This window comes from Onishia taeanensis (assembly GCF_900100755.1).
In the GTDB taxonomy this organism is placed as follows: domain Bacteria; phylum Pseudomonadota; class Gammaproteobacteria; order Pseudomonadales; family Halomonadaceae; genus Onishia; species Onishia taeanensis.
Genome location: NZ_FNCI01000005.1, coordinates 33,908 through 56,171, shown reverse-complemented (window position 1 = coordinate 56,171; position 22,264 = coordinate 33,908). Strand labels below are relative to the sequence as shown.

The following is a 22,264-nucleotide window of genomic DNA, read 5'->3' as shown; positions in this document are numbered from 1 at the left end:
TCTCATTGAGTGCTGATCAATCGATACAACACGGACCGGTGTTCAAGGGCACCGACGTGGTTAGCCATGTTATTGGGTGAAGTGGCGCCGCCAGGTCGCCGTGCGAGCCCGGTCGCGTGCCTCGTAATCGGCTAGCGCCTCCTCGAGGCTGCCATATGATTCGGTGTCTCGATCCTCGCCGAGCCGGGTGAGTCGCATGGTGTACCAGGCGGTGACGCCCCCCTCTGGTGCCGTCTCAAAGCGCGGAAAGGCGAGCTCAGCGCAGTGGCCCTGCCGCCACTGGTGGGGCAGATCAGGCACGAGCGCCAGGCCGCGGGCCAGACCGATGATATCGACGCTGCCTTCGGCGACGGCATCGCGGGCCTGTGACAGGGACTTGAAGCCGCCGGTCAGCATCAGCGGTAGTGTCGTTTTCTGGCGTGCCTGTCGGGCGAAGTCCAGGAAGTAGGGGCCGCTCGCCGCGCCGTCCGAGGCCAATCGCGCTCCAGGGAAGTAGGTGCCGCCGCTTATATCCAGCAGATCGACCGCTTCTTGGTCCAGCGCCTCGACCACCTCGAGAGCGTCGACCTGACTCAGACCGCCCTCCAACTGATCGGTGGCATTGAGTTTGACCGCGATAGGAAACTCGGGGCCCACGGCTTCTCTTACCGCCCGAATGACCTCGATCAGCAGGCGCTTGCGGTTGTCGATGGCGCCGCCATAGGCGTCTTCGCGCTGGTTGAACAGGGGCGACAGGAACTGGCTCAACAGGAAGCCGTGGGCTGCATGGATCTGCACGCCGCCGAAGCCGGCGTTCTTGCCAAGACGGGCCGTACGGGCGAATTCCTCGGGTAGGGCGCGAATCTCGGCAAGGCTCAGCGCCTCACAGTCGAGCCCAGGCAGGTCGAGGGCACTGGGGCCCTTGGGCACGCTGGTGGGCGGATAGGCCAGCGCCCCCGCATGGCCGAGCTGCAGCCACAGGCCGCTGCCGTGCTGGCTGCCACAGCGCGCCAGTCGCTGGAAACGCTCCCTATCCGACTGGGCATTCAGCACCAGGTTGCCGGGTTTTTCGGCGACATCGGTTCTGCCTTGTACCTCACCGATCAGGGAAAGGGCGACGCCGCCTTCGGCCCAGCGCTCGTAGAGCCGGCATTGGGCGGGCGTCGGGTGGCCGGTACCGTCGCCCAGAGAGTCCGACATCGCCGCCTTGGCTATGCGGTTCTTCAGTATCCTGCCGCAGGGGAGGGTCAGGGGGGTAAAAAGGACATCGGCATCGCTTGCGGGCGCCTTGCCGGCGCAGAAACTCGACTCGGTCATGTTGCACTCCTTGGACAGTTCAAATGCTGTCCTTATCGTGCCAGTCGCCGCGACCGTCGATAATCCGTTGCCGAGGCACAGGATCTGTGAGCATATGGAACAGATGAAACCGGATACCGAACTCGCTATCTTTCATGCGGTCGTCGAGGCCGGGAGCTTCTCGGGGGCCGCCCGCCAGCTGGGCATCACCCACTCGGCGGTCAGCAAACGCATTGCCCGCCTGGAGCAGCGCCTGGGAACAGACTTGCTGGTGCGGTCCACACGGCAGATGCGCCTGACCGAGGCCGGCGAGGCCTACGCCAGCGAAACCCGCGAGCTGCTGGCCAAGCTCAGGCAGGTGGAGCAGGAAATCACCGAGGGCACGGGAGCGCTCAGAGGCCGCATCCGGATCACCGCGCCGACGGCGCTGGGCAAGCAGCAACTGATGCCGCTGCTGCTGGCCTTCATGGATCGCTACCCGGCGGTGGAGATCGACCTGACGCTGACCGATGCGATCGTCGACCTAGTACACGAGGGCATGGACCTGGCGGTTCGCAGTGCCTCTCTGGACGATTCCGGGCTGATCGCCCGACGGCTTACCACCCATCCCCGCCTGATCTGCGCCGCGCCCGGCTATTTGGCGCGACACGGCTGGCCGGCGAGCCCTGACGGCCTGGTGCGCCATACCTGCCTGTTCTTGAACCTGTCGCGGGGTGTTTCCATGTGGGGGCTGCGGGAAAGCCCACGCGGTCAGCCCGGCTTCCTGTCCAATTCCCTGGAGACCCTGCATGCCGCCTGCCTGCATGGGCGGGGGATCGCCTGTTTGCCCCGCTAGGGGATCGCCTGTTTGCCCCGCTAGGGGATCGCCTGTTTGCCCCGCTATATGGTGGCCGAAGATCTTGCGGCCGGGCGGCTCCACCCCCTGCTGGATGCCTACCGCGACACCCAGGTCGGCACCGCCATTTCGATTCTACGCCCCGAGACGCTGCTGCTGCCGCGTCGGGTGCGCGCCCTGATCGACTACCTGGTGGAACACTTTCCCTAAGAGCTCAGTGTCTCTTCCAGCCAGTCCAGCAATGTCCGTGTGGCGTATCGTTCAGAGGATCTGTGGCGTGTGTACACGGCGATCGCCTGCGATGGGATTGTGTTGATCCTGATCGCAGGCGGGCTAGTGATGCGACGATCAGGACGCTGACTCGGTGAATCTGCATAGCCATAGAATGAGCGGTGGGATGGCCTTGCTGTGCCATCCCACCTCGTTTTCTCTCGCCTTTATCCCGCCCTTTCTCAGTCTGCCGTGGCGCGGTCCAGGCGCTTTAGCACCTTTTCCTTGGAGGCGGCCTCGCGCTCGGCGTAGAGGGCGAGCTCATCGGTGACGCTGGCGCCCAGGGCGGCTTCGAAGGCCTCGCGGTTGGCGTGGCCAGCATAGGCGTCGTTTTGTGCGCCGCCGAGATTCGACTGGAAGATGCCCGCCGCACTGACCGGCAGGAAGTCCTCATAGGTGATCGGCCGAGCCGTGACCAGCCCCTGGGCGATCAGCGCGTCCAGGTTCGTTTCATGGCCTGCATCGGCGGCGCGCCCGGCATCGGTGAGGCGGTACTCGAAGAAGGCCAGTTCCTCGCGGCGCAGGGTCGCCTCATCATCTGGGAATTCGGCGAATACCTCGGCCAGCGCCTGCTGGTGGGCTTCATTGGCAAGCCCTTGGGTTTTCTCCCGGGAGGCGCCAAGCAGGCGATCATAGAGCGCTCGACCCTTGCCAGTAAGCGCCACGCCGCGCTGTTCGATCTCGCCGAAGCGCGCGGTGTGGGTCCCCTGACGCTCGCCCTTGAAGTGAGTCGGCTCCTCCAGGGCCTTGAAGCTGGTCTGGCGTAGCAGAATCGGGCAGTGACGGCGGGGCGGCCCCTCGATGATGTCCTTGGCGTTCATGCCGGCGGCCGGCATGCGCTTCTGGACTTCATCGATATCCAGGGTGCGCGGTGTCAGGTGATTGATGTGCGGGCCACGGAAGCAGACCACATCGGCGATCAGCCGGTGCTCGGCGTGCAGCGCCTCGTAGGTGTCTAGGTCCACGGTGGCATTACGATGCCAGCGAAAGGTCTCCAGTGCCTCGGCCACGAAGCGGTCGGCCTGCTCGTCGCTGAGCCCGCCCTGAGATTCGCTGAGCGCGATCAACTCCCGGGCGCCGGCGGTGAAAATGTCGCGCTCGGCAAGGATCGCCGCGGCCCGTTCGCGAAGCGTGGGGCTCTCGATCAGCTCCAGGCGCAGCAGCGACGTGAAGACCCGGAAGGGGTTACGAGAAAGGCCGGCATCGTCGATAGGACGGAAGGCAGTGGAGTGCACCGGCACCCCGGCCTCGGAGAGATCGTAGTAACCGACCGGGTGCATGCCCATCACCGCGAACAGCCGGCGCAGCATGGCAAGCTCTTCTGCGGTGCCGACGCGAATGGCGCCATGGCGTTCGACCCCGAGACGATTCAGCTCGTCATGGGCGGCAAGCCGCTCGGCGAGTGCGCTGTCTCGTTCGAGGGTCTCGCGATTCACCTCTTCGACCAGTTTGAGCAGCGTCTCGTACTGGGGCACCTCGGCCTGGTACATGGCTGACATGGCCTTCGAAAAGCGGTCGCGAATGTCATCGGGAGAAACAAGGGAAGTAGTCGACATCTTCATGTCTCCGTGGATATATGTTGAACATCGTAAGCTAGGTCGATAAAGAGGGCCCGTTTCAGCCCCCTGTGAACCACAAATCAAGCTGTTGAGATCGAATGGCTTCTCGTCGAGCGGTCATGGGTTCAGTGTCTCCAGGGCGCGGGTGACACACGCCAGGCCCTCGTCTAGCACCTCGGGTTCGGTGGTCAGCGGTGCCAGCAGGCGCAGCACGTTACGCCGCCGCCCGCTAGGCATCAGCAGCACGCCCGCCTCGCGCCCGGCGGCCAGCAGCGCCGCGAGATGCTCGGCGCCCGTGGCGTTCTCGGTGTCTTCGAAGACGATGCCGCGCATGGCGCCAACCCCGGTCAGGGCGCCCACCATCGCAAAGCGCTCGCACCAGCCTTGATGGGCCTCGACGATCGCGGCCTCCTGGGCCTCGCCCCACTGGCGAAGTCGTGATTCGTCCATCAGATTCATGACCGTCTTGGCGGCAGTACAGGCCACGGCGTTGCCCGAATAGGTGCCACCTAGCCCGCCCTTGGGCAGGGCGTTCATCAGCGCCGGCTTGCCTACCACGGCGGCCAGCGGCAGGCCTGCCGCCATGCTCTTGCCCATCAGCAACAGGTCGGGCTCGATGCCCAGGTGGGAAAAGGCGAAGCGCTTGCCGGTGCGACCGAAGCCGGACTGGATCTCGTCGATGATCAGCACGATGCCGTGTTCATCGCACAGCGCCCGTAGTCGGGCGGCGAAGTCTTCGTCGAGCAGGCGGAAACCGCCTTCTCCCTGCACCGGCTCGACGATGATCGCTGCCACCTCGTCGCTGGGTATCTCCACCTCGAACAGTCGGGTCAGGGCCGCCAGGGCCTCTTCTGCCTTCACGCCGCCGTCGCGGCTGGGAAACGGCAGATGAAACACCGGTCCCGGCAGGGCACCGAGCCGTGCCTTGTAGGGCTTGACCTTGCCGTTGAGGTTGAGCGCCGCCAGGGTTCGCCCATGGAAGCCGTCGTCGAAGGCGATCACCGCCTGCCGGCCGGTGGCGGCACGCGCCACCTTGAGGGCATTCTCGGTGGCCTCGGCGCCACTATTGGTCAGCATGCAGGACAGTGAATAGTCGACCGGCACGAAGCGGTCCAGGGCCTCGACCACCTGCAGATAGCCGCGATGCGGCAGGGCGTTGAAGGCCGAGTGCATCAGCGTCTCGACCTGGGCCTTGACCGCCTCGACCACGGCCGGGTGGCCATGACCCAGATTGAGCACGCCGATGCCGCCGACGAAGTCGATATAGCGCCGGCCCTGTTCGTCCCAGACCTCGGCGTTGCGCCCGCGCTCGATGCAGAGGGGATGCACGATGCCCAGCGAGCCACTGACGTGGGGAAGATTCATGGACGTTTCCTGTGATTCATCAAGAGTCGGTATGCCGATGATGAAAGCAGGGCGCCGGTGAGGCTTCAAACGAAAAAAAACGTCTAACCTATTCCCTAAATTCATGTATTGGGTATTGAAGGCCGGATAAGTGGCGCAGTGAAGGGTAATGAGTGCCCGTTGGGAATGCTCTGCCACCTCTTTGGCGGGGCGCCAGGCGATGGAATTGGCTAGAATGACGGTTTTGCCCGAGAGCTGAGACATGACGGCACGCCACCTGCCCTCGACGACCACCATGCAGTGCTTTGAGACGGCGGCGCGGCACATGAGCTTCACCCGTGCCGCCGAAGAGCTGAGCCTGACCCAGAGCGCGGTCAGCAAGCAGGTTGCCCAGCTCGAGGACTATCTGCAGCACAAGCTGTTCCGGCGGGTGCGTCGTACGCTGGTGCTCACCCCGGAGGGCTCGCTGTACCTGACCGAGGTGCGCAAGATTCTCGCCCAGATCGAGATGTCGGCGAACGCCATCATGACCTACAGCGGTCATGGCGAGATGCTCAAGGTGGCGACCCTGCCGACTTTCGGCAGCCATTGGCTGAGTGCTCACCTGCCGGCGTTTTTCGGCGCTCATCCGCATATCCGCCTGAACATCACCGACCGGGTCCAGGCCTTTGACCTGGAGGAGCAGGACATCGACGTGGCCTTCTTCCATGGCCACGGCCGTTGGCCCAATCTGGAGTGCCACAAGCTGTTCGACGAGGACGTGGTGGCGGTGGGGGCGCCGGCCTATCTCGCTCGTACGCGGCTAGGGGCGGCCTCGGATCTGGCCGGATGTCACCTGCTGCACCTGTCTACCCGCCCGGATGCCTGGCACCGCTGGTTTGCCGACCAGGGTGTTGCCACCGCCCGCAGCTATCACGGAAGCCGCTTCGAGACCTTCCAGATGCTGATCCGCACGGTGATGGCAGAGGGCGGCCTCGCCCTGGTGCCGCGCTTTCTGGTCGAAGAGGAACTCGCCGCCGGCCGCCTTCGTCTGGCGTGGCCCCACACCCTGCACAGCCACGATGCCTACTATTTAGTCTATCCCGAACCGCTCGGCGAACTCGCCAAGGTCCGACACTTCGTCGCGCATGTGCTGGCCTGTGCCGAGGCCAGCCCGAAGGCGAGCTAGTGTTCGCGGGGCGGCGGCGTCCACCTGCGCCGGCGCTTTGAAATAGCGCATGATGAGCCGGCATGTCGAGCGATACCAGGCGTTTAGATCGGTTGGGGCCGGTGTCTCGGAGGCTGCTATGCTGGGGCCTCACTGACGAGGGAGCGAAGCGATGGATAATGGAGTGAGAAGTCTGCTGGGGCGCAGTTGGTGGATCCTGATGGCCTACGGGGTCATCGCCATTCTGTTCGGGGTGGTCGCCGTCTTTCAGCCGCTTACCGCGATTGCCGCCCTGACCTGGATCATGGGCATCATGGCGCTCGCCGAAGGCATCACCAGCTTGTTCACCTTGACGACCGCCCCCGGCGGCTTCGCTCGCGGCTGGCTCATGTTCTACGGGGGGATCTCGGTGCTGTTCGGGTTGATCGCCGTTCTCGACCCGCTCTCGGCGGCGAGCGCGCTGCTGATGCTGCTGGGTTTTTGGCTGGTCGTCGCCGGCATTCACCGCCTGTTGCTGGGGCTGCGGGTGCGCCGCCACGTGCCCGGCGAGGGCTGGACCGTGCTGAGTGGCGTGCTGGCGCTGGTGCTGGGCGTCATCTTCGTGGTCAGCCCACTCAGCGGTCTGGAGGTCACCGCCATCTGGATCGGCGTCATCGCGCTGCTATATGGGGTCGTTCAGATGATGGCGGCGCTGCGCTTGCGACGGTTGCTGTAGCCGCCGGTGGCTAACTTCGTCTGGCTTGGCGCCATCTACATGGCCCCGACGCCAACTATTTTGTTTATCCCTAACCGCTCGGCGAGTTAGCTCGCTGGGCGGGCGCCGTCCACCTGTGCCGGCGCTTCGAGATGTTCGAGAATCCAGTCGATGAAGCCGCGTACCTTAGCCACCTCGCCCTTGTGCTCGGGGTAGGCGAGGTAATAGGCATCGAGGCTGGTCAGCGAGAAGCGCCAGGGAATCACCAGTTGGCCGGTCGTCAGTTCTTCCTCGACCAGAAAGCGTGGCACTAGGGTCACGCCACAACCCGCCCGGGCGGCGCTCAGCGCCATGTAGAAGGTATCGAAGCGGGGGCCGTGATAGCTGTGCGTGGTATAGCAGCCCTGGGCCTCGAACCAGTCGTGCCAGGCTTCGGGCCGAGTGGCACTCTGCAAGAGCACCAGGTCAGTCAATGCCAGTGGGTCGTCGATGCCGCCTTCCGGGACCGCTGTCGGGGCGCATACCGGTACCACCTCTTCGTCGAGCAGCTTGATGCATTCCGCCTTTGGCCAGGCGCCGTGACCGAAGAAGAAGGCCACGTCGACCCGCTCCTCCTCGAAATCGAAGGGCTCCACGCGATTGGCGATGTTCAGGTAGACCCCAGGATGACGGAAGCGGTAACCGTTGAGTCGTGGAATCAGCCAGCGAGCGCCGAAGGTTGGCAAGGTGGTGACGTTGAGCACCTCGCTCTGACCCCCGTAGGACTGCATGTAGCGGGTGGACATCTCGACCTGCGCCAGGACCTTGCGCACCTCGGTCAGATACAGCGAGCCCTCTGGCGTGACCTGAAGACGCTTGCGCACGCGGCGAAACAACGGATGCTCCAGCACCGACTCGAGCTGGGCGACCTGCTTGCTGACCGCGCTCTGGGTCAGGCTCAGCTCCTCGGCGGCACGGGTGAAGCTGAGGTGCCGGGCCGAGGCCTCGAAACACTGCATGGCGGTGAGCGTGGGCAGGTGACGGCGACTCATGTCGTGCCTCATCAAGAGAAAAAGGAATGAACTTCGTATAAAACGTCGTTTGAGCTAGGTCAAGCGCGCTAGCAATACTGCACTCGTTCCCAACTCACAACTACACATGAACAGTCGGAGGAAGAATGATCGAGTCCATCATGCAGCGTCTTGGAGTGGCCGATGCTCTTTATCAGGGCGGCGACTACGCTGTGACGTCGCCCACCGACGGCCGCGAGCTCGGTCGAGTGACCATGGAAGACGGCGAGCAGGTCCTGTCGCGCATCGATCGCGCTCAGGCGGCTTTTGAAGCATGGCGCCAAGTGCCTGCGCCGCGCCGCGGCGAGCTGGTACGGCTGTTCGGCGAGCAACTGCGTCGCCACAAGGAAGACCTCGGCACCCTGGTGACCCTGGAGTGCGGCAAGATTTACCAGGAAGGCCTCGGCGAAGTGCAGGAGATGATCGACATCTGCGATCTCGCCGTCGGCCAGTCCCGCCAGCTCTACGGCCTGACCATCGCCTCCGAGCGCCCCGGCCACCACATGCGTGAGAGCTGGCATCCGCTGGGGCCGATCGGCCTGATCACTGCCTTCAACTTCCCGGTCGCACCCTGGGCCTGGAATGCCGCCCTGGCGCTGGTGTGCGGCAATAGCCTGCTGTGGAAACCCTCTGAGAAGACCCCGCTCTGCGCTCTGGCCTGTCAGGCGCTGCTCGAGCGCGCCATGGCCGAGTTCGGCGACGAGGCACCGGCCGATCTCAGTCAGGTGATCATTGGCGAGCGCGAAGCCGGTGAGGTGCTCACCGACGATCCCCGTGTGCCGCTGATCAGCGCCACCGGCAGCACCCGCATGGGCCGCGAGGTCGCGCCCCGCGTCGCCTCCCGCTTCGGCCGCAGTATCCTCGAGCTTGGCGGCAACAATGCCATGATCCTGGCGCCCAGCGCCGATCTGGACATGGCCGTCCGCGCCATCCTGTTCTCCGCGGTCGGCACCGCCGGTCAGCGCTGCACCACCCTGCGCCGTCTGATCGTCCACGAATCCGTGCGTGACGAGGTCGTCGAGCGGGTGAAGAAGGCCTATGCCGGCGTGACCATCGGCGATCCGATGGGTGGCAGCCTGGTTGGCCCGCTGATCGACGCCCAGGCCTTCGACCAGATGCAGTCGGTGCTCGGCAAGGCCCGCGAGCAGGGCTACCCGGTCTTCGGCGGTGAGCGTCAACTGGCCGACGAGTACCCGGACGGCTACTACGTCACCCCGGCCATCGTTGAGGTGGACCGCCAGGACGAGCTGGTCAAGCACGAGACCTTCGCTCCCATCCTCTACGTGATGAGCTACCGCGACTTCGACGAGGCGCTGGCCCTGCAGAACGACGTGCCCCAGGGGCTTTCTTCCTGCGTCTTCACTACCGACGTGCGTGAGGCCGAGACCTTCGTCTCCGATCTGGGCAGCGACTGCGGCATCGCCAACGTCAATATCGGGCCCAGCGGTGCCGAGATCGGAGGCGCCTTCGGCGGCGAGAAGGAAACCGGTGGCGGCCGTGAGTCCGGCTCCGATGTCTGGAAGAGCTATATGCGTCGCCAGACCAACACCGTGAACTACTCTCGCGAACTCCCCCTGGCCCAAGGCATCAAGTTCGATTGATCGGCTCTTCCGCCATCCTGCAACACCAGGGTGGCGGTCTTGGTTGCTTGATGATAGCAGGGGCTGAGATCGGTATCCGGGTCAGCCTTTCTCGCAAAGGCGTCCCTTGCCAGTAGAGGAGGTGTCATGAAAGAGCAGTGCCTGTGGCATGCCACATCGCCCGAGCCGGCGCCTCAGTTTGAAGCGCTCGAGGGCGAACGGATGGCCGATGTGGTGGTGGTCGGCGGCGGCATCACCGGGCTCAGTACTGCGCTGCATCTGGCAGAGTCGGGTGTTGATGTCAGCCTGGTCGAGGCGGGCGATATTCCCAGCGGTGGCTCGGGGCGCAATGTCGGCCTGGTCAATGCGGGGCTATGGATTCCCCCGGATGACATCCTCAAAGCCCTGGGGGAAAAGGATGGCGAGCGCGCCAATGCCATCCTCGGTGGAGCACCCAAGGAAGTCTTTGCGCTGATTGGCCGCCATGGCATTGAGTGTCACGCGACCCAGACCGGCACCTTGCATTTGGCCCATAACGGCAAAGGCGAGCAGGACCTGGCGCGCCGTGCCGAGCAGCTAGCACGACGCGGTGCACCGGTGGAACTGCTGGAAGACGAAGGCTGCTGGCAGAAAGTCGGCACGAAGCAGATTCGTTGCGCTCTGCTCGACCGGCGTGCAGGCACCATCAACCCAGCCGGCTACACCCGTGGTCTGGCCCGTGCGGCAAGCGCCGCCGGCGCTCGGCTCCATACCCATAGTCCGGCGCAGGGCGTGACCCGCGAGGGCGATGACTGGCGCGTCGCGACGCCCAGAGGCAGCGTACGGGCACCGCGGGTGGTGGTGGCCACCAATGCCTATACCGAGGATGACTGGAATCAGGTAAAGGAGCATTTCTTTCCTGGCCATTTCTTCCAGGTGGCGTCCAAGCCCCTGTCCGAAGAGGTCGCTGGCGATATCTTGCCCGAGCGGCAGGGGGCATGGGATACCCGCATGGTGCTGAGCAGCATGCGCCGGGACAGCGAGGGACGCCTGATCCTTGGCAGCCTGGGGAAAGGGGACGGTCGTCCACAGGCCTATGTGCGTTGCTGGGCGGATCGTATCCAACGCCACTACTTTCCCCAGTTAGGGGCGGTCGAGTGGGAGACCACTTGGACGGGCAAGATCGCCTTTACGCCCGATCATACCCTGCGCATCTTCGAGCCGGCCCCCGGTATTCTGGGGGTCTCGGGCTACAACGGGCGTGGCGTTACCACCGGCACGGTGGTGGGCAAGGGTTTTGCGCATTACCTGGTAACCGGCAAGGATGACCTTTTGCCGCTGCCGATCAGCTCGCCTGAGCCGATCAAGGTCAAGCCGTTATGGAGTTCTGGCTATGAAGGCGGCTTCACGCTCTATCACGCCGGGCAATGCCTGCGTGTATTGATTTAAATACCACCTTAATTCACGCCACTCCGAGGGCCGCTTCAAGTCCCTTAGAGCAACTGTTGTCGTCTGACGACGGCAAAAGTAAACAGCCAAGCTGTTGCCTGGGAGTACAAGACTAATAACGCAGCATCATCCTGAATGAGGGAAACGTTTATGGAAAATTCAACAAGAACAAGACACTACGAAAAGCCAGGGCTTTTCTTGGCGCTTACTCCGGTAGTGCTGACCCTGGTGGCCCTCGGCGTACAACTTTTCTATTTTGACGATTTCACGCCGCATATTCCTTTGGCCATTGGCCTGGCCATCACCTCCTTGGTGGGCATCAAGCTTGGCTTCAGATGGAAGCGAATCGAAGAAGGGATTTTCCACGTCATTCACGTGTCCCTGCCGTCGGTTTCTGTGCTGATTTGCGTGGGGATGATCATCGGCGTTTGGATCGCCAGCGGTACGGTACCGACGCTGATTTACTATGGCCTGACCTTGCTCTCGCCGGCCGTGTTCCTGGCCGCGGCCATGATACTCTGCTCGGTGGTCTCGCTGTCGCTGGGTACCTCCTGGGGAACGGTGGGTACCGTGGGTCTGGCGCTGATGGGCATCGGGGCTGGCTTCGACATTCCTGTCTACTGGACGGCGGGTGCGGTCGTCTCCGGGGCCTTCTTCGGTGACAAGGTCTCGCCGCTTTCCGATACCACCAACCTTGCCCCGGCCGTTACCGGCACCGATGTGTTCTCGCACATCAAGAACATGATGCCCACGACGGTGCCCTCGATGTTGATCGCTCTGGTGATCTATCTGGTGGCGGGACACACCATGATCGATGATCAGACCGCCTCCTTCGAGCGCATCAATGCTATCACCGACTCCCTTCAGGCCAACTTCGTCATCTCGCCGTGGCTGCTGCTGCCGGCATTGCTGGTGATCCTGCTGGCCGTCAAACGCATGCCGCCGATTCCGTCGCTGTTCGCCGGCGTACTGGCGGGGGGAGCGACCGCCATGATCGCTCAGGGCGCCGGCCTCCACGAGGTGGTCACCTATGCCAACTACGGCTACAGCATCGATACTGGCGTCAGCGCTATCGACAGCCTGCTCAATCGTGGCGGCATCCAGTCGATGATGTGGACCATTTCGCTGGTGCTGATCGCGCTGGGGTTCGGCGGCGCCTTGGAGAAGACCGGCTGCCTTGAATCCATCATCCGCTCGCTGATGAAGAAGGTGCACAGCTTCCGCGGCGTCCAGACGTCGGCGGTGCTGACCTCAGTCTCGACCAACCTGGTTGCCGGCGATCCGTACCTCTCCATTGCGCTGCCGGGCCGTATGTACGCGCCGACCTATCGTGGTCTCGGCTACTCGACCCTCAACCTGTCGAGGGCCATTGAGGAAGGGGGCACCCTGGTATCGCCGCTGGTGCCATGGAACGCCGGCGGGGCCTTCGTGATCAGCGCGCTGGGCTTGGGTATTGCCGATGGTAACGTCGAGAACCTGCTCTATATTCCGCTGGCCTTTGCCTGCTGGATGTCGCCGGTGATCGGGATTCTCTATGCGCAACTGGGGCTCTTCTCGCCCAAGGCAAGCGATGAGGAGCGTGAGCTGTGGGCCTCTCAGAATGAAGCCATAGCGACGACGGATGATCTTGGCGCGGCGGCCAAGGCCAGCGTGAACGCCAGTCCGCAGTCCTCGAGCTGACCTGCACGCATCACACAGCCTGATCTCGATGGATCGCTCCGCCCGGCATCGCCGGGCGGAGCGTTTTCGTTTCTGGCCGTGAGCCGCCGGCATGTCGTGGTCGCTCGCTCGGGCTGTTCGCCGGCAGTCGAGCAAGGGATAATCCCCTTCCCGTTATCCTCCCTGGCGTTAATGAGAGAGCAGCACCGGTGACCGATATTTGTTCCCCACCAGCCGCCAGTGCGTGCGGATTTCACCTGGGGCTCGCCATGTGGGCCAACGAGGACTGGCGCGGCGGGCTCTATCCGCCGCATGGCAGTCAGGGTGACCGCCTGCCGGACTATGCACGAGTGTTCTCTACGGTGGAAGGCAACACGACCTTCTATAGCGGCACGCCGCGCGCCGATACCGTGGCGGCCTGGGCACGTCAGGCGCCGGCGGGTTTCCGTTTCTGCTTCAAATTGCCCAGCGTCCTGACCCATGAGCGGCGCTTGCTAGGCGTCGATGGCGAGGTCGAGGAGTTTCTCGCGGCACTCTCTCCGCTGCACGATCGCCTAGGGCCGGTAATGATTCAGTTGCCACGGGACTTTGGGCTCGAAGAGTTGCCAAGGCTCGAGGCCTTGCTGGCGCGCTGGCCTGCCGGCATTCCCGCCAGCGTGGAGGTCCGTCACCCCGAGTTTTTCCACAAGGGGAATGCCGAGGCGGCACTCAACCGATTGTTGATAACTCATGGCGTGGATCGTGTGATGCTTGACGTTCGGCCCTTGTTTGCTACGCCAGCGGGGGATGACGCGCGGCTGGCCAGAGCACAGAGCGAAAAACCCAAACGCCCATTACACGTGATCTCAACGGCACAACAGCCGGTGGTACGCTTCATCGGTCACTTCGATTCGGCGATCAATGAGGCGCGTTTCACACCCTGGATCGATAGACTGTGCTTGTGGATAAAACAGGGGAAAACCCCTTTTCTCTTTGTGCATACCCCCGACAATCGACAGGCGCCGGCCCTGGCCAGAGCCTGCCATGAACGCCTCGCGGCTCGGCTTTCATTAACGCCTTTGGCCGCCTTTCCCGGCGAGCGCCAGACAAGCCTTTTCTAGCGGGTCTTGGCTGGGGTTGTGGCCCTGATCAAAGGGGAATTCACTCTGGCTATCCCGATCATGATCGGATAGTTTTATGGCCCTCATGCCGTTTACCATTCGATATTGTGGGGTTTTGCGTGAAACCCGCACGGATTCTCGCAGTATCACGGCATGAAAGTCGTGTCTTGTGCCCCGATCAGGGAGCGAGGCGCGGCGGCTAGCGGCGGTGATCCTGCCCGGATCCTGTCATGCCCTTGATTGGCATCTTGTGATCCATGATGCCGCGGACGTGGCAATAACAAGCACAAGCCGTCATCGCATCTGACCGATCGTTGGCGACACGCAACCTCAAGGTGAATCATGTCCAAACAATCCCATGCACATTGGTCATCAAAGCTGACCTTCATACTTGCGGCCACCGGTTCCGCGGTCGGCCTTGGTAATATCTGGAAATTCCCCTACATGGTAGGCGAAAGTGGCGGTGCCGCCTTCGTGCTGGTGTACCTGCTGTGTATCGCCCTGATCGGGTTACCCATTTTGACCGCCGAGTGGCTGATCGGGCGTCGTGGTCAGGAAAACCCGGTCAACTCGATGGCCGATGTGGCCAAAAGTGCGGGACGCAGCAAGGGCTGGGTGATGGTGGGGATCAGCGGTGTGTTGGGCGCCTTCCTGATCCTGTCCTTCTATAGCGTCATCGGCGGTTGGTCGCTGTCCTACACCCTGAGCTCGGTCACCGGTGGCTTCACCGGCCAAGATGCCGACGCCATTGGTGAACTCTTCTCTGGCATGCTCGGTAACCCAGGCCAGTTGCTGTTGTGGCACTCGGTCTTCATGCTGCTGGTGATCGGAATTGTGGCCCGCGGCGTGACCAAGGGCCTCGAGGGCGCCGCGCGCACCCTGATGCCGGCGCTTGGCGTGCTATTGGTGGTGCTGGTGGGCTACGGCATGACGACGGGCTACTTCGGTCAGGCGGCGAGCTACCTGTTCAACCCCGACTGGAGCAAGCTCACGGGAGAAGTGGTGCTGGCGGCATTGGGCCATGCGTTCTTCACCCTGTCGCTGGGCATGGGCATCATGATGGCCTACGGCTCCTACCTCGGTGAAGAGGTCAACCTGCTCAAGACCGCCCGTACCGTGGTGATCATGGATACCGTCATCGCGCTGGGCGCTGGCCTTGCGATCTTCCCGATCGTCTTCGCCAATGGCCTGGATCTGAACTCCGGGCCTGGTCTGATCTTCGTCACCCTGCCGCTCGCTTTCGGTAACATGACCGGCGGCATGCTGCTGGGCTTGGCGTTCTTCCTGCTGCTGACCTTCGCCGCCCTGACGTCGGCGATCTCGCTGCTGGAGCCGGTCGTGGAGTTCGTCGAGGAGCGCACCCCGCTGTCGCGGGTGGGGGCGACCGTGGTGGCGGGCGTGGCGACTTGGGCGCTGGGCATTGCCGCGCTGTTGTCGTTCAACGTCTGGAGCGATGTGCTGTTCTTCGGCCTGAATATCTTCGATCTGCTCGACAAGCTGACCAGCAAGTTCTTGCTGCCGCTGACGGGCCTTGGCGCCATCGTCTTTGTCGCTTGGGGGCTCGACAAGGAAGGCGTGCGCAAGGAGCTGGGAATGGATATCTACGACTTCAGCCTGTGGAACCTGATCACGCGCTATGTCGCGCCGATTGGCGTGTTGGCGGTGTTCGTTTCCAGCCTTTGAGGGTGAAGGCGCCATGGACCGGCAGCGAATACCGGTCCTGCCTCTGTCACAGGCCTAGTGATCGAGCGAGTGAAGAATCTCGCCTGTGACAGCCCTGCGAGCCCCGGTCCTGCCGGGGCTCGCGGCATTTGGCCGGGACGAATGACGCTACTGGATCAGGTCATCGTCGAGATCGGCGAGATCTTGCTCCAGCCGTTTGAATTCGTTATGCAACTCGATGCCCCGACGGGCTCTGAGGTTGCGTAAGGCAGCGGATTTCTGGCGCTGCTGATGTTCGGCGACTTCCATGCTCATGAAAATATCGAGGAGTTCGCTTTTGACGGAGGACACCTGTTCGACATTACGCATGATCGACTCTCCTGACGGGCGATGATGGCGCCAGCCGCCCGATGAGTGCTGTCCTGCGACTGGCACCGTCCTTTTACTATAACCCACTTGACAGAATGATGACGTTCAACGCTAAAGAAACGCGTAGCGCAGGAATGTCATCAGCCCCTCGTGCTGGGGCATACTGGAGTGAAGGGGAAATGCCTGTCGGCTATCGGTTCTTTACCCAGAGTCGCTTTTGCGACACGTACTATCCACACTGTTACCCACAGCCATACCCACAGGTATTATCACCTGACTTATCCACACCCCTGCCAAGGAGCTTTCCGTGAGCCGTGCCCTATTCGATGAATTGAGAAATCGCATGGAGCACTTTCGCCGCTCCGAGCAGAAGGTGGCGCGCTTCGTGCTGCGCAATCCAGACGAAGTGATCCACATGCGCATCGTCGACCTGGCCACCGAGGCCAAGGTCAGCGAGCCTACGGTGGTGCGTTTTTGCCGCGCGCTGGGCTGCAACGGCTTTCAGGACTTCAAGCTCAAGCTGGCGCAGATGCTGGCCTCTGGCAGCCAGTTTGCCCAGTTCTCGATGAACGACAGCGACAGCGTCGCCGAGTTTTCTCACAGCATTTTTGATTCCACCGTGGGCACCCTGTTGTCGGTGCGCGACCGGATGGACAACGAGGCGCTGAATGACGCCATCAATGCGCTGGCCATGGCCAACCGGGTCGAGTTCTATGGCTTTGGCGCTTCCGGTGCGGTGGCCGCCGATGCTCAGCACAAGTTCTTCCGCCTGCAGATATCCACAGCGGCCTATACCGACCCGCATATGCAGAACATGTCCGCCGCGACGCTCAAGAAGGGCGATGTGGTGGTAGCGATCTCCCAGACCGGGCGCACCCGGGCGCTGGTGGATAGCGTCAGGCGAGCCCGTGCGGTGGGGGCCACGGTGATCGGCCTGTGTCCCAGCCACTCGCCGCTGGCCGACGAGGTCAGCATGCCGCTGTATATCGATGTCCACGAGGACACCGAGATCTATACGCCGATGAGTTCGCGCATCGCCCATCTGGTGCTGATCGACGTGCTGGCGGTGGGGGTGGCCAAGACCCGAGGGCCCAAGCTCGCCGAGCAGCTCAAGGCGGTCAAGAAGAGCCTCAACCCGCTGCGCTTTCCCGAGCAAGAGGATGAGCCGGGCGAGAATGACGCCCCCCAAGACTAGCGGCGTGCCCGGGCGGTGTTGGCCTCATGTTGGCCTCCTGAGAAGCATGGCAGCTGCGCCGGCAGACGGCCCGCCCCAGGGCCTGATTATGCTAAGCTAGGCGTCCATTTTTCGACCCGAAGTGCCCCGCTATGGATGACGTCACGGCGATTCTCGATCACCTCAACGCGGCCCAGCGTGAGGCCGTCAGTGCCCCCCAGGGCAACATGCTGGTGCTGGCGGGTGCCGGCTCGGGCAAGACCCGGGTGCTGGTGCATCGAATCGCCTGGCTAATGCGCACCGAGGGCCTGTCGCCCTATGCGATTCTCGCCGTGACCTTCACCAACAAGGCGGCTCGGGAGATGCGCACCCGACTGGAAGCCCTGCTCGGTCAGTCGCTGCGCAATGTCTGGGTCGGCACCTTTCACTCCATCGCTCATCGCCTGCTGCGCACCCACTGGCAGGATGCGCGGCTGCCGCAACACTTCCAGATCCTCGACAGCGACGATCAGCTGCGCCTGGTCAAGCGTCTGCTCAAGGACCACAACATCGATGACGAGCGCTTCCCGCCGCGCCAGGTGCAGTACTTCATCTCCGGCTGCAAGGAAGAAGGCCTGCGCCCCCATCAGGTGCAGACCCATGGCGATGCCTATCTCGGCCAGATGGTCGAGCTCTACGAGCGCTATCAGCTGACCTGCGAGCGCGGCGGCCTGGTCGATTTCGGCGAACTGCTGCTGCGAAGCCTGGAGCTTCTGCGCGATAACCCGGCGCTGCTCGCCCACTACCGGGAGCGCTTCGCCCATGTGCTGGTCGATGAGTTCCAGGACACCAACACCCTGCAGTACGCCTGGCTCAAGCTGCTCACCGGCGAACAGGCCGGCATCACGGTAGTCGGCGACGACGACCAGTCGATCTATGGCTGGCGCGGCGCCCGGGTCGAAAACATCCGCCGCTTCGAAGAGGAGTTCAAGGACACCAAGACGGTGCGCCTGGAGCAGAATTATCGCTCGACCAGCGCCATCCTCGAGGCGGCCAACGCCCTGATCAGCCAGAACACCGGGCGCATGGGCAAGGAGCTGTGGACCGACGGCGACCGCGGCGAGCCGATTTCGCTCTATGCCGGCTTCAATGATCTGGACGAAGCGCGCTACATCGTCGATACCATCGCCTCACAGGTGAAGGAAGGCACCGCGCGGCGCGAGATCGCCATCCTGTATCGCTCCAACGCTCAGTCGCGGGTGCTCGAGGAGACCCTGATCCGCCAGGGCATGCCGTACCGCATTTACGGCGGCCAGCGTTTCTATGAGCGGCTGGAGATCAAGAATGCCCTGGCCTACCTGCGGCTGCTGCTGAACCGGGAAGACGATGCGTCGCTGGAGCGGGTGATCAACGTCCCGGCTCGGGGCATTGGCACTCGTACCGTGGAGATCCTTCGCGAACGGGCGCGAGTGACCAACGTTTCCCTTTGGCAGGCGCTGCACGATTGCCTCGCGGACGCCACCCTCAAGGGCCGCGCCGGCAATGCGGTGCGCGCCTTCGCGGAACTGATCGAACGCTTCGACAACGACACCGCCGGCATGGCGCTGCACGAGATTATCACCCACGTCACCCAGCAATCGGGACTGGTCGAGCATCACCGCAGCGAGAAGGGTGAGAAGGGGCAAGCGCGGGTCGAGAACCTCGACGAGCTGGTCAACGCCGCCCGTGCCTTTACCCAGGGCGATGCACTGAACGGCCAGGAGGTCGGCGAGGGCGCCGCTGCCATGGAGCCTTTCCTCGCCGAGGCGGCGCTCAATGCCGGCGACCACGAGGCCGATGACTTCGAAGACTGCGTGCAGTTGATGACCCTGCACTCGGCCAAGGGCCTCGAGTTTCCGGTGGTCTTCATCGCCGGCGTCGAGGAGGGCCTCTTCCCGCACAAGATGTCGATGGAAGAGCCTGGCCGCCTCGAAGAGGAGCGCCGGCTGTGTTACGTGGGCCTGACACGGGCGATGACCAAGCTCTACCTGACTCACGCCGAGCTGCGTCGCCTGCATGGCAAGGAAACCTTCCAGCGGCCGTCACGTTTTCTGCGCGAAATTCCGGCGGAGTATCTTGAGGAAGTGCGTCTGCGCGGCCAGATCTCGCGTCCGGTGACCGCCGGGCATGCCCCCTCCCAGTCGTCGGTTGATGGCGGCGACGACCTGCCTTCCCTGTCGCTTGGGCAGCGGGTCAGCCACCCGGTATTCGGCGAAGGGGTCATCCTCAACGCCGAGGGGCAAGGCGAGCGCGCCCGAGTGCAGGTCAGCTTCGAGGGCGAAGGCGACAAGTGGCTGGTGCTGGGGTTTGCCAAGCTGACGCCGCTCTAAGCGAACCATGACACCAGGCGGGCAAGGGCAGGCAGATGCCCGTTCAAGAAAAGTGCGCCATGCCGGGTAGACGAGCGTCGAGCTTGCCCGGCAATTCGGGCCTCAAGCATACTTTGGGGCGGACACCAGCAAACCATACCGATAATCCGCCAACCGGAGCCGACTTCTTCATGTCACGCCCCCTTCATCGTCGTCACTTCCTTACCGCCCTGGGCGCCGGTGCCGCCGGCATTGCCGCGGCGCCTTTCGTTTCCACTGCTCGCGCTGAAGAGACCATTACCTGGAAAATGGTCACCTCCTGGCCGAAGAACTTCCCCGCCCTGGGGACCGGCGCCAACGATTTCGCCAAGCGTATCGGTGAACTGTCCGGTGGGCGCATGCGCGTCGACGTCTATGGGGCCGGCGAGCTGGTTCCGGCATTGGAAGTGTTCGATGCGGTCTCGTCAGGCACCGCCCAGATGGGCCACTCGGCCTCTTACTACTGGCGGGGCAAGGTGCCGGCGGCGCAGATGTTCACCGCCGTGCCCTTCGGCATGACCACTCAGGAAACCAACTCCTGGCTGTACCAGGGAGAAGGGCAGGCACTCTGGGATGCGCTCTATGCCAAGTACAACCTCAAGCCCTTCGCCGTCGGCAACACCGGCACCCAGATGGCGGGCTGGTTCAAGCGCGAAATCAATTCGCTCGAGGACATGCAGGGCCTCAAGCTGCGCCTGCCGGGTCTTGCCGGCGAGGCCATGAACGGCATCGGCGTGACCACCCTCAATATGCCGGGGGGCGAGATATTTACCTCGATGCAGACCGGCGTATTGGACGCTGCGGACTGGGTGGGGCCCTACAACGATCTGGCCTTTGGCCTGCATCAGGTCGCCGACTACTACTACACCTCGGCCTGGAACGAACCCAGTGCGATTCTCGAGGGTACCGTCAACCTGGATGCCTGGCAGGCGCTGCCGGATGATCTCAAGGTGGTGGTCACGGAAGCCGCACGTTCCGCCAACCTGGCGATGATCGACGAATTCACGCTGCGTAATGCCGAGGCGTTGAAAACGCTGGTCGACGACCACGGCGTAAAACTGCGTCAATTCCCCGATGAGGTGATCGAGGCGCTCTATGCGTCATCGCAGGAAGTCCTGGCGAAACAGACCGAGGCCGACGAAGACTCCCGGAGGATCCTCGAGTCTTACCGCGACTTCCAGTCGCTGGTGCGGCCGTTCAGTGATGTCGGTGAGTTTGCCTATCTGAAAACGCGGGAGCTGGTCAGCGGCTGATCCACTGCCGCTGTCTTGGATCAACGGCCGTCGGGCACCGCGCGTATGCGGCCGTTGTCATCCATCGCCACCATCACGAAACGCGCCTCGGTCACCTTGTGAAGCTCATCGGGGTTGCGCTCGTGGGGCGGACGGCTCCACACCTCGACGTTGATCTTGATCGAACTGCGGCCGATTTCACGCAGTTCGGTGAAGATATTGACCACCGAGCCCTCGCGTACTGGGCACAGGAAGTCCATGGCCTCGATGGCCACCGTGGCGGTGCGGCCGTGGGCGATGCGACCCGCGGCCAGCTCGGCGGCCTGGTCCATGTGGCTGACCAGCCAGCCGCCGGGAATGTCGCCATAAAGATTGGTGTCCTGGCGGGTGGCGAGCAATTTTAGGGTCAATTGGCCCTGAGGTGCGGGAACGTCATCGATATCGGTCATGGCGGCGTTTCCAGTGGGCTTGTTGTTGTCAAAGGTGTAGTAAAATGCACGCAAGGATGGCCCACGCTGGGCGCGGCCGGCGCTGTCATCATAACCGCCGGCCCCTGGCGTCACCACCCAGGGGAGGGAGCCTGCCGTCATCGTATTGCAACCTGTTTGCGTCATGATACCAAGGCACGCTATGACACCCTGACGCATTCGCCAGTGGCAGGGCTTTCAGTACCGCGGTTCGCGCGGATCCGAGCATACGATATTGGGCGCAAGGAGATGCCGCGCGTCCTCAAGGAGTGTCACCATGGATATCACCAGCGATACCCACAGCCAGCATATTTCCCGCCAGTTCAACCATGAGCTCGAAGATCTCAAGAATCACCTGATGGCCATGGGCGGCCTGGTCGAGAAACAGGTTCAGGATGCTGTCATTGCCCTGATCGAGGGCGACTCGAGCCTAGCAAGACAGGTTTCCGATCAGGACCGGACCGTCAACGACATGCAGATCAAGATCGACGAGGAGTGCACACGCGTGCTGGCACGGCGCCAGCCGGCGGCCTCCGACCTGCGCCTGGTGATGGCGGTCACCCGTGCCGTGTCCGACCTCGAGCGCATTGGTGACGAGGCCACCAAGATTGCGCGCAACGCTCTGACGCTGAGTGAGTCGGACAACGGCAAGAAAGGCTTCGTCGAGGTGCGTCATATCAGCGAGCGCGTGCGCAACATGGTGCGTGATTCACTGACCAGCTTTGCCCGCTTCGACATCGACCTGGCGCTCAAGGTGGTCCATGAGGACGAGGCCGTCGACAGCGAGTACACCACCGCGATGCGCTCGCTGATGACCTTCATGATGGAAGATCCTCGCTCCATCACCTCGGTGCTGAGCGTGATGTGGGTACTGCGCGCCCTGGAACGCATCGGCGATCATGCCAACAACCTGGCCGAGTACGTCATCTACCTGGTCAAGGGCTTGGATATTCGCCATATCGATCCGGATGATCTTGACGAGGAAGCGCTCAAGCAGCGTAATTGATCAGGGCCGCTTCGGCGGCATCAAGTGCTTACATCGCCGCCGCTTTCA

Annotated in this window: 17 protein-coding genes and 1 pseudogene; 12 read left to right on the top strand and 6 right to left on the bottom strand. The window is 63.1% G+C overall.

The features are described 5' to 3' along the window. Positions 1 to 69: 69 nt before the first annotated feature. Positions 70 to 1,296: an NADH:flavin oxidoreductase/NADH oxidase family protein gene (locus BLR71_RS08825; protein ID WP_092525204.1), complete on the bottom strand. Its 1,227-nt coding sequence runs from the start codon at positions 1,294 to 1,296 to the stop codon at positions 70 to 72. Here BLR71_RS08825 and BLR71_RS18075 point away from each other — a divergent pair. Further along, positions 1,193 to 2,320 (top strand): annotated as a pseudogene (locus tag BLR71_RS18075) (LysR family transcriptional regulator). The gene BLR71_RS08825 and the pseudogene BLR71_RS18075 overlap by 104 nt on opposite strands. A gap of 242 nt (positions 2,321 to 2,562) precedes the next feature. On the opposite strand, the gene hglS reads toward BLR71_RS18075, so the two are convergent. Together hglS and BLR71_RS08810 are read right to left on the bottom strand one after the other, a co-directional pair. Next, positions 2,563 to 3,936, bottom strand: coding sequence for a 2-oxoadipate dioxygenase/decarboxylase HglS (gene hglS / locus BLR71_RS08815; RefSeq protein WP_092525202.1), 1,374 nt, complete (start codon positions 3,934 to 3,936; stop codon positions 2,563 to 2,565). 120 nt (positions 3,937 to 4,056) lie between these two features. Further along, the gene (locus BLR71_RS08810; protein ID WP_092525200.1) at positions 4,057 to 5,304 is read right to left on the bottom strand and encodes a 2-aminoadipate transaminase; all 1,248 of its coding nucleotides are present in this window, start codon (positions 5,302 to 5,304) and stop codon (positions 4,057 to 4,059) included. Positions 5,305 to 5,545: 241 nt separating this feature from the next. Here BLR71_RS08810 and BLR71_RS08805 point away from each other — a divergent pair, with 241 nt between their 5' ends. Next, positions 5,546 to 6,451, top strand: coding sequence for a LysR family transcriptional regulator (locus tag BLR71_RS08805; protein ID WP_092525198.1), 906 nt, complete (start codon positions 5,546 to 5,548; stop codon positions 6,449 to 6,451). A 151-nt stretch (positions 6,452 to 6,602) separates the two neighbouring features. Continuing rightward, positions 6,603 to 7,145, top strand: a complete 543-nt coding sequence (locus tag BLR71_RS08800; protein ID WP_092525196.1) for an HdeD family acid-resistance protein — start codon at positions 6,603 to 6,605, stop codon at positions 7,143 to 7,145. An 86-nt stretch (positions 7,146 to 7,231) separates the two neighbouring features. Here BLR71_RS08800 and BLR71_RS08795 read toward each other — a convergent pair whose 3' ends face one another. Then, the gene (locus BLR71_RS08795) at positions 7,232 to 8,155 is read right to left on the bottom strand and encodes a LysR family transcriptional regulator (protein WP_092525194.1); all 924 of its coding nucleotides are present in this window, start codon (positions 8,153 to 8,155) and stop codon (positions 7,232 to 7,234) included. Between the two features lie 125 nt (positions 8,156 to 8,280). Between BLR71_RS08795 and amaB the strand changes: the two genes are divergently transcribed. The 5 genes from amaB (at position 8,281) to BLR71_RS08770 (ending at position 15,623) form a co-directional block, all read left to right on the top strand. Further along, positions 8,281 to 9,774, top strand: a complete 1,494-nt coding sequence (amaB, locus tag BLR71_RS08790) for an L-piperidine-6-carboxylate dehydrogenase (RefSeq protein ID WP_092525192.1) — start codon at positions 8,281 to 8,283, stop codon at positions 9,772 to 9,774. Positions 9,775 to 9,900: 126 nt separating this feature from the next. Beyond that, complete coding sequence (gene amaA / locus BLR71_RS08785) at positions 9,901 to 11,181, top strand: L-pipecolate oxidase (protein ID WP_092525190.1); 1,281 nt, start codon at positions 9,901 to 9,903, stop codon at positions 11,179 to 11,181. A 150-nt stretch (positions 11,182 to 11,331) separates the two neighbouring features. Next, complete coding sequence (nhaC, locus tag BLR71_RS08780; RefSeq protein WP_092525188.1) at positions 11,332 to 12,861, top strand: Na+/H+ antiporter NhaC; 1,530 nt, start codon at positions 11,332 to 11,334, stop codon at positions 12,859 to 12,861. Positions 12,862 to 13,109: 248 nt separating this feature from the next. Continuing rightward, positions 13,110 to 13,940, top strand: coding sequence for a DUF72 domain-containing protein (locus tag BLR71_RS08775; protein WP_092525186.1), 831 nt, complete (start codon positions 13,110 to 13,112; stop codon positions 13,938 to 13,940). Positions 13,941 to 14,282: 342 nt separating this feature from the next. Next, complete coding sequence (locus tag BLR71_RS08770) at positions 14,283 to 15,623, top strand: sodium-dependent transporter (RefSeq protein WP_092525184.1); 1,341 nt, start codon at positions 14,283 to 14,285, stop codon at positions 15,621 to 15,623. 147 nt (positions 15,624 to 15,770) lie between these two features. On the opposite strand, the gene BLR71_RS08765 is transcribed toward BLR71_RS08770, so the two are convergent. Then, positions 15,771 to 15,971: a PA3496 family putative envelope integrity protein gene (locus BLR71_RS08765; RefSeq protein WP_092525182.1), complete on the bottom strand. Its 201-nt coding sequence runs from the start codon at positions 15,969 to 15,971 to the stop codon at positions 15,771 to 15,773. A gap of 307 nt (positions 15,972 to 16,278) precedes the next feature. Here BLR71_RS08765 and hexR point away from each other — a divergent pair, with 307 nt between their 5' ends. From hexR to BLR71_RS08750, 3 genes are all read left to right on the top strand, one after another. After that, on the top strand, positions 16,279 to 17,166 hold the full coding sequence (hexR, locus tag BLR71_RS08760) for a transcriptional regulator HexR (protein WP_092525180.1): 888 nt from the start codon (positions 16,279 to 16,281) through the stop codon (positions 17,164 to 17,166). Between the two features lie 131 nt (positions 17,167 to 17,297). Then, positions 17,298 to 19,493, top strand: a complete 2,196-nt coding sequence (gene uvrD, locus BLR71_RS08755; protein WP_092525179.1) for a DNA helicase II — start codon at positions 17,298 to 17,300, stop codon at positions 19,491 to 19,493. Between the two features lie 170 nt (positions 19,494 to 19,663). Further along, the gene (locus BLR71_RS08750) at positions 19,664 to 20,764 is read left to right on the top strand and encodes a TRAP transporter substrate-binding protein (RefSeq protein WP_092525177.1); all 1,101 of its coding nucleotides are present in this window, start codon (positions 19,664 to 19,666) and stop codon (positions 20,762 to 20,764) included. A gap of 20 nt (positions 20,765 to 20,784) precedes the next feature. Here BLR71_RS08750 and BLR71_RS08745 read toward each other — a convergent pair whose 3' ends face one another. After that, positions 20,785 to 21,192, bottom strand: coding sequence for an acyl-CoA thioesterase (locus BLR71_RS08745; protein WP_092525423.1), 408 nt, complete (start codon positions 21,190 to 21,192; stop codon positions 20,785 to 20,787). Between the two features lie 295 nt (positions 21,193 to 21,487). On the opposite strand from BLR71_RS08745, the gene phoU reads away from it, so the two are divergent. Continuing rightward, the gene (gene phoU / locus BLR71_RS08740; protein WP_092525176.1) at positions 21,488 to 22,216 is read left to right on the top strand and encodes a phosphate signaling complex protein PhoU; all 729 of its coding nucleotides are present in this window, start codon (positions 21,488 to 21,490) and stop codon (positions 22,214 to 22,216) included. The last annotated feature ends 48 nt before the right edge of the window (positions 22,217 to 22,264 follow it).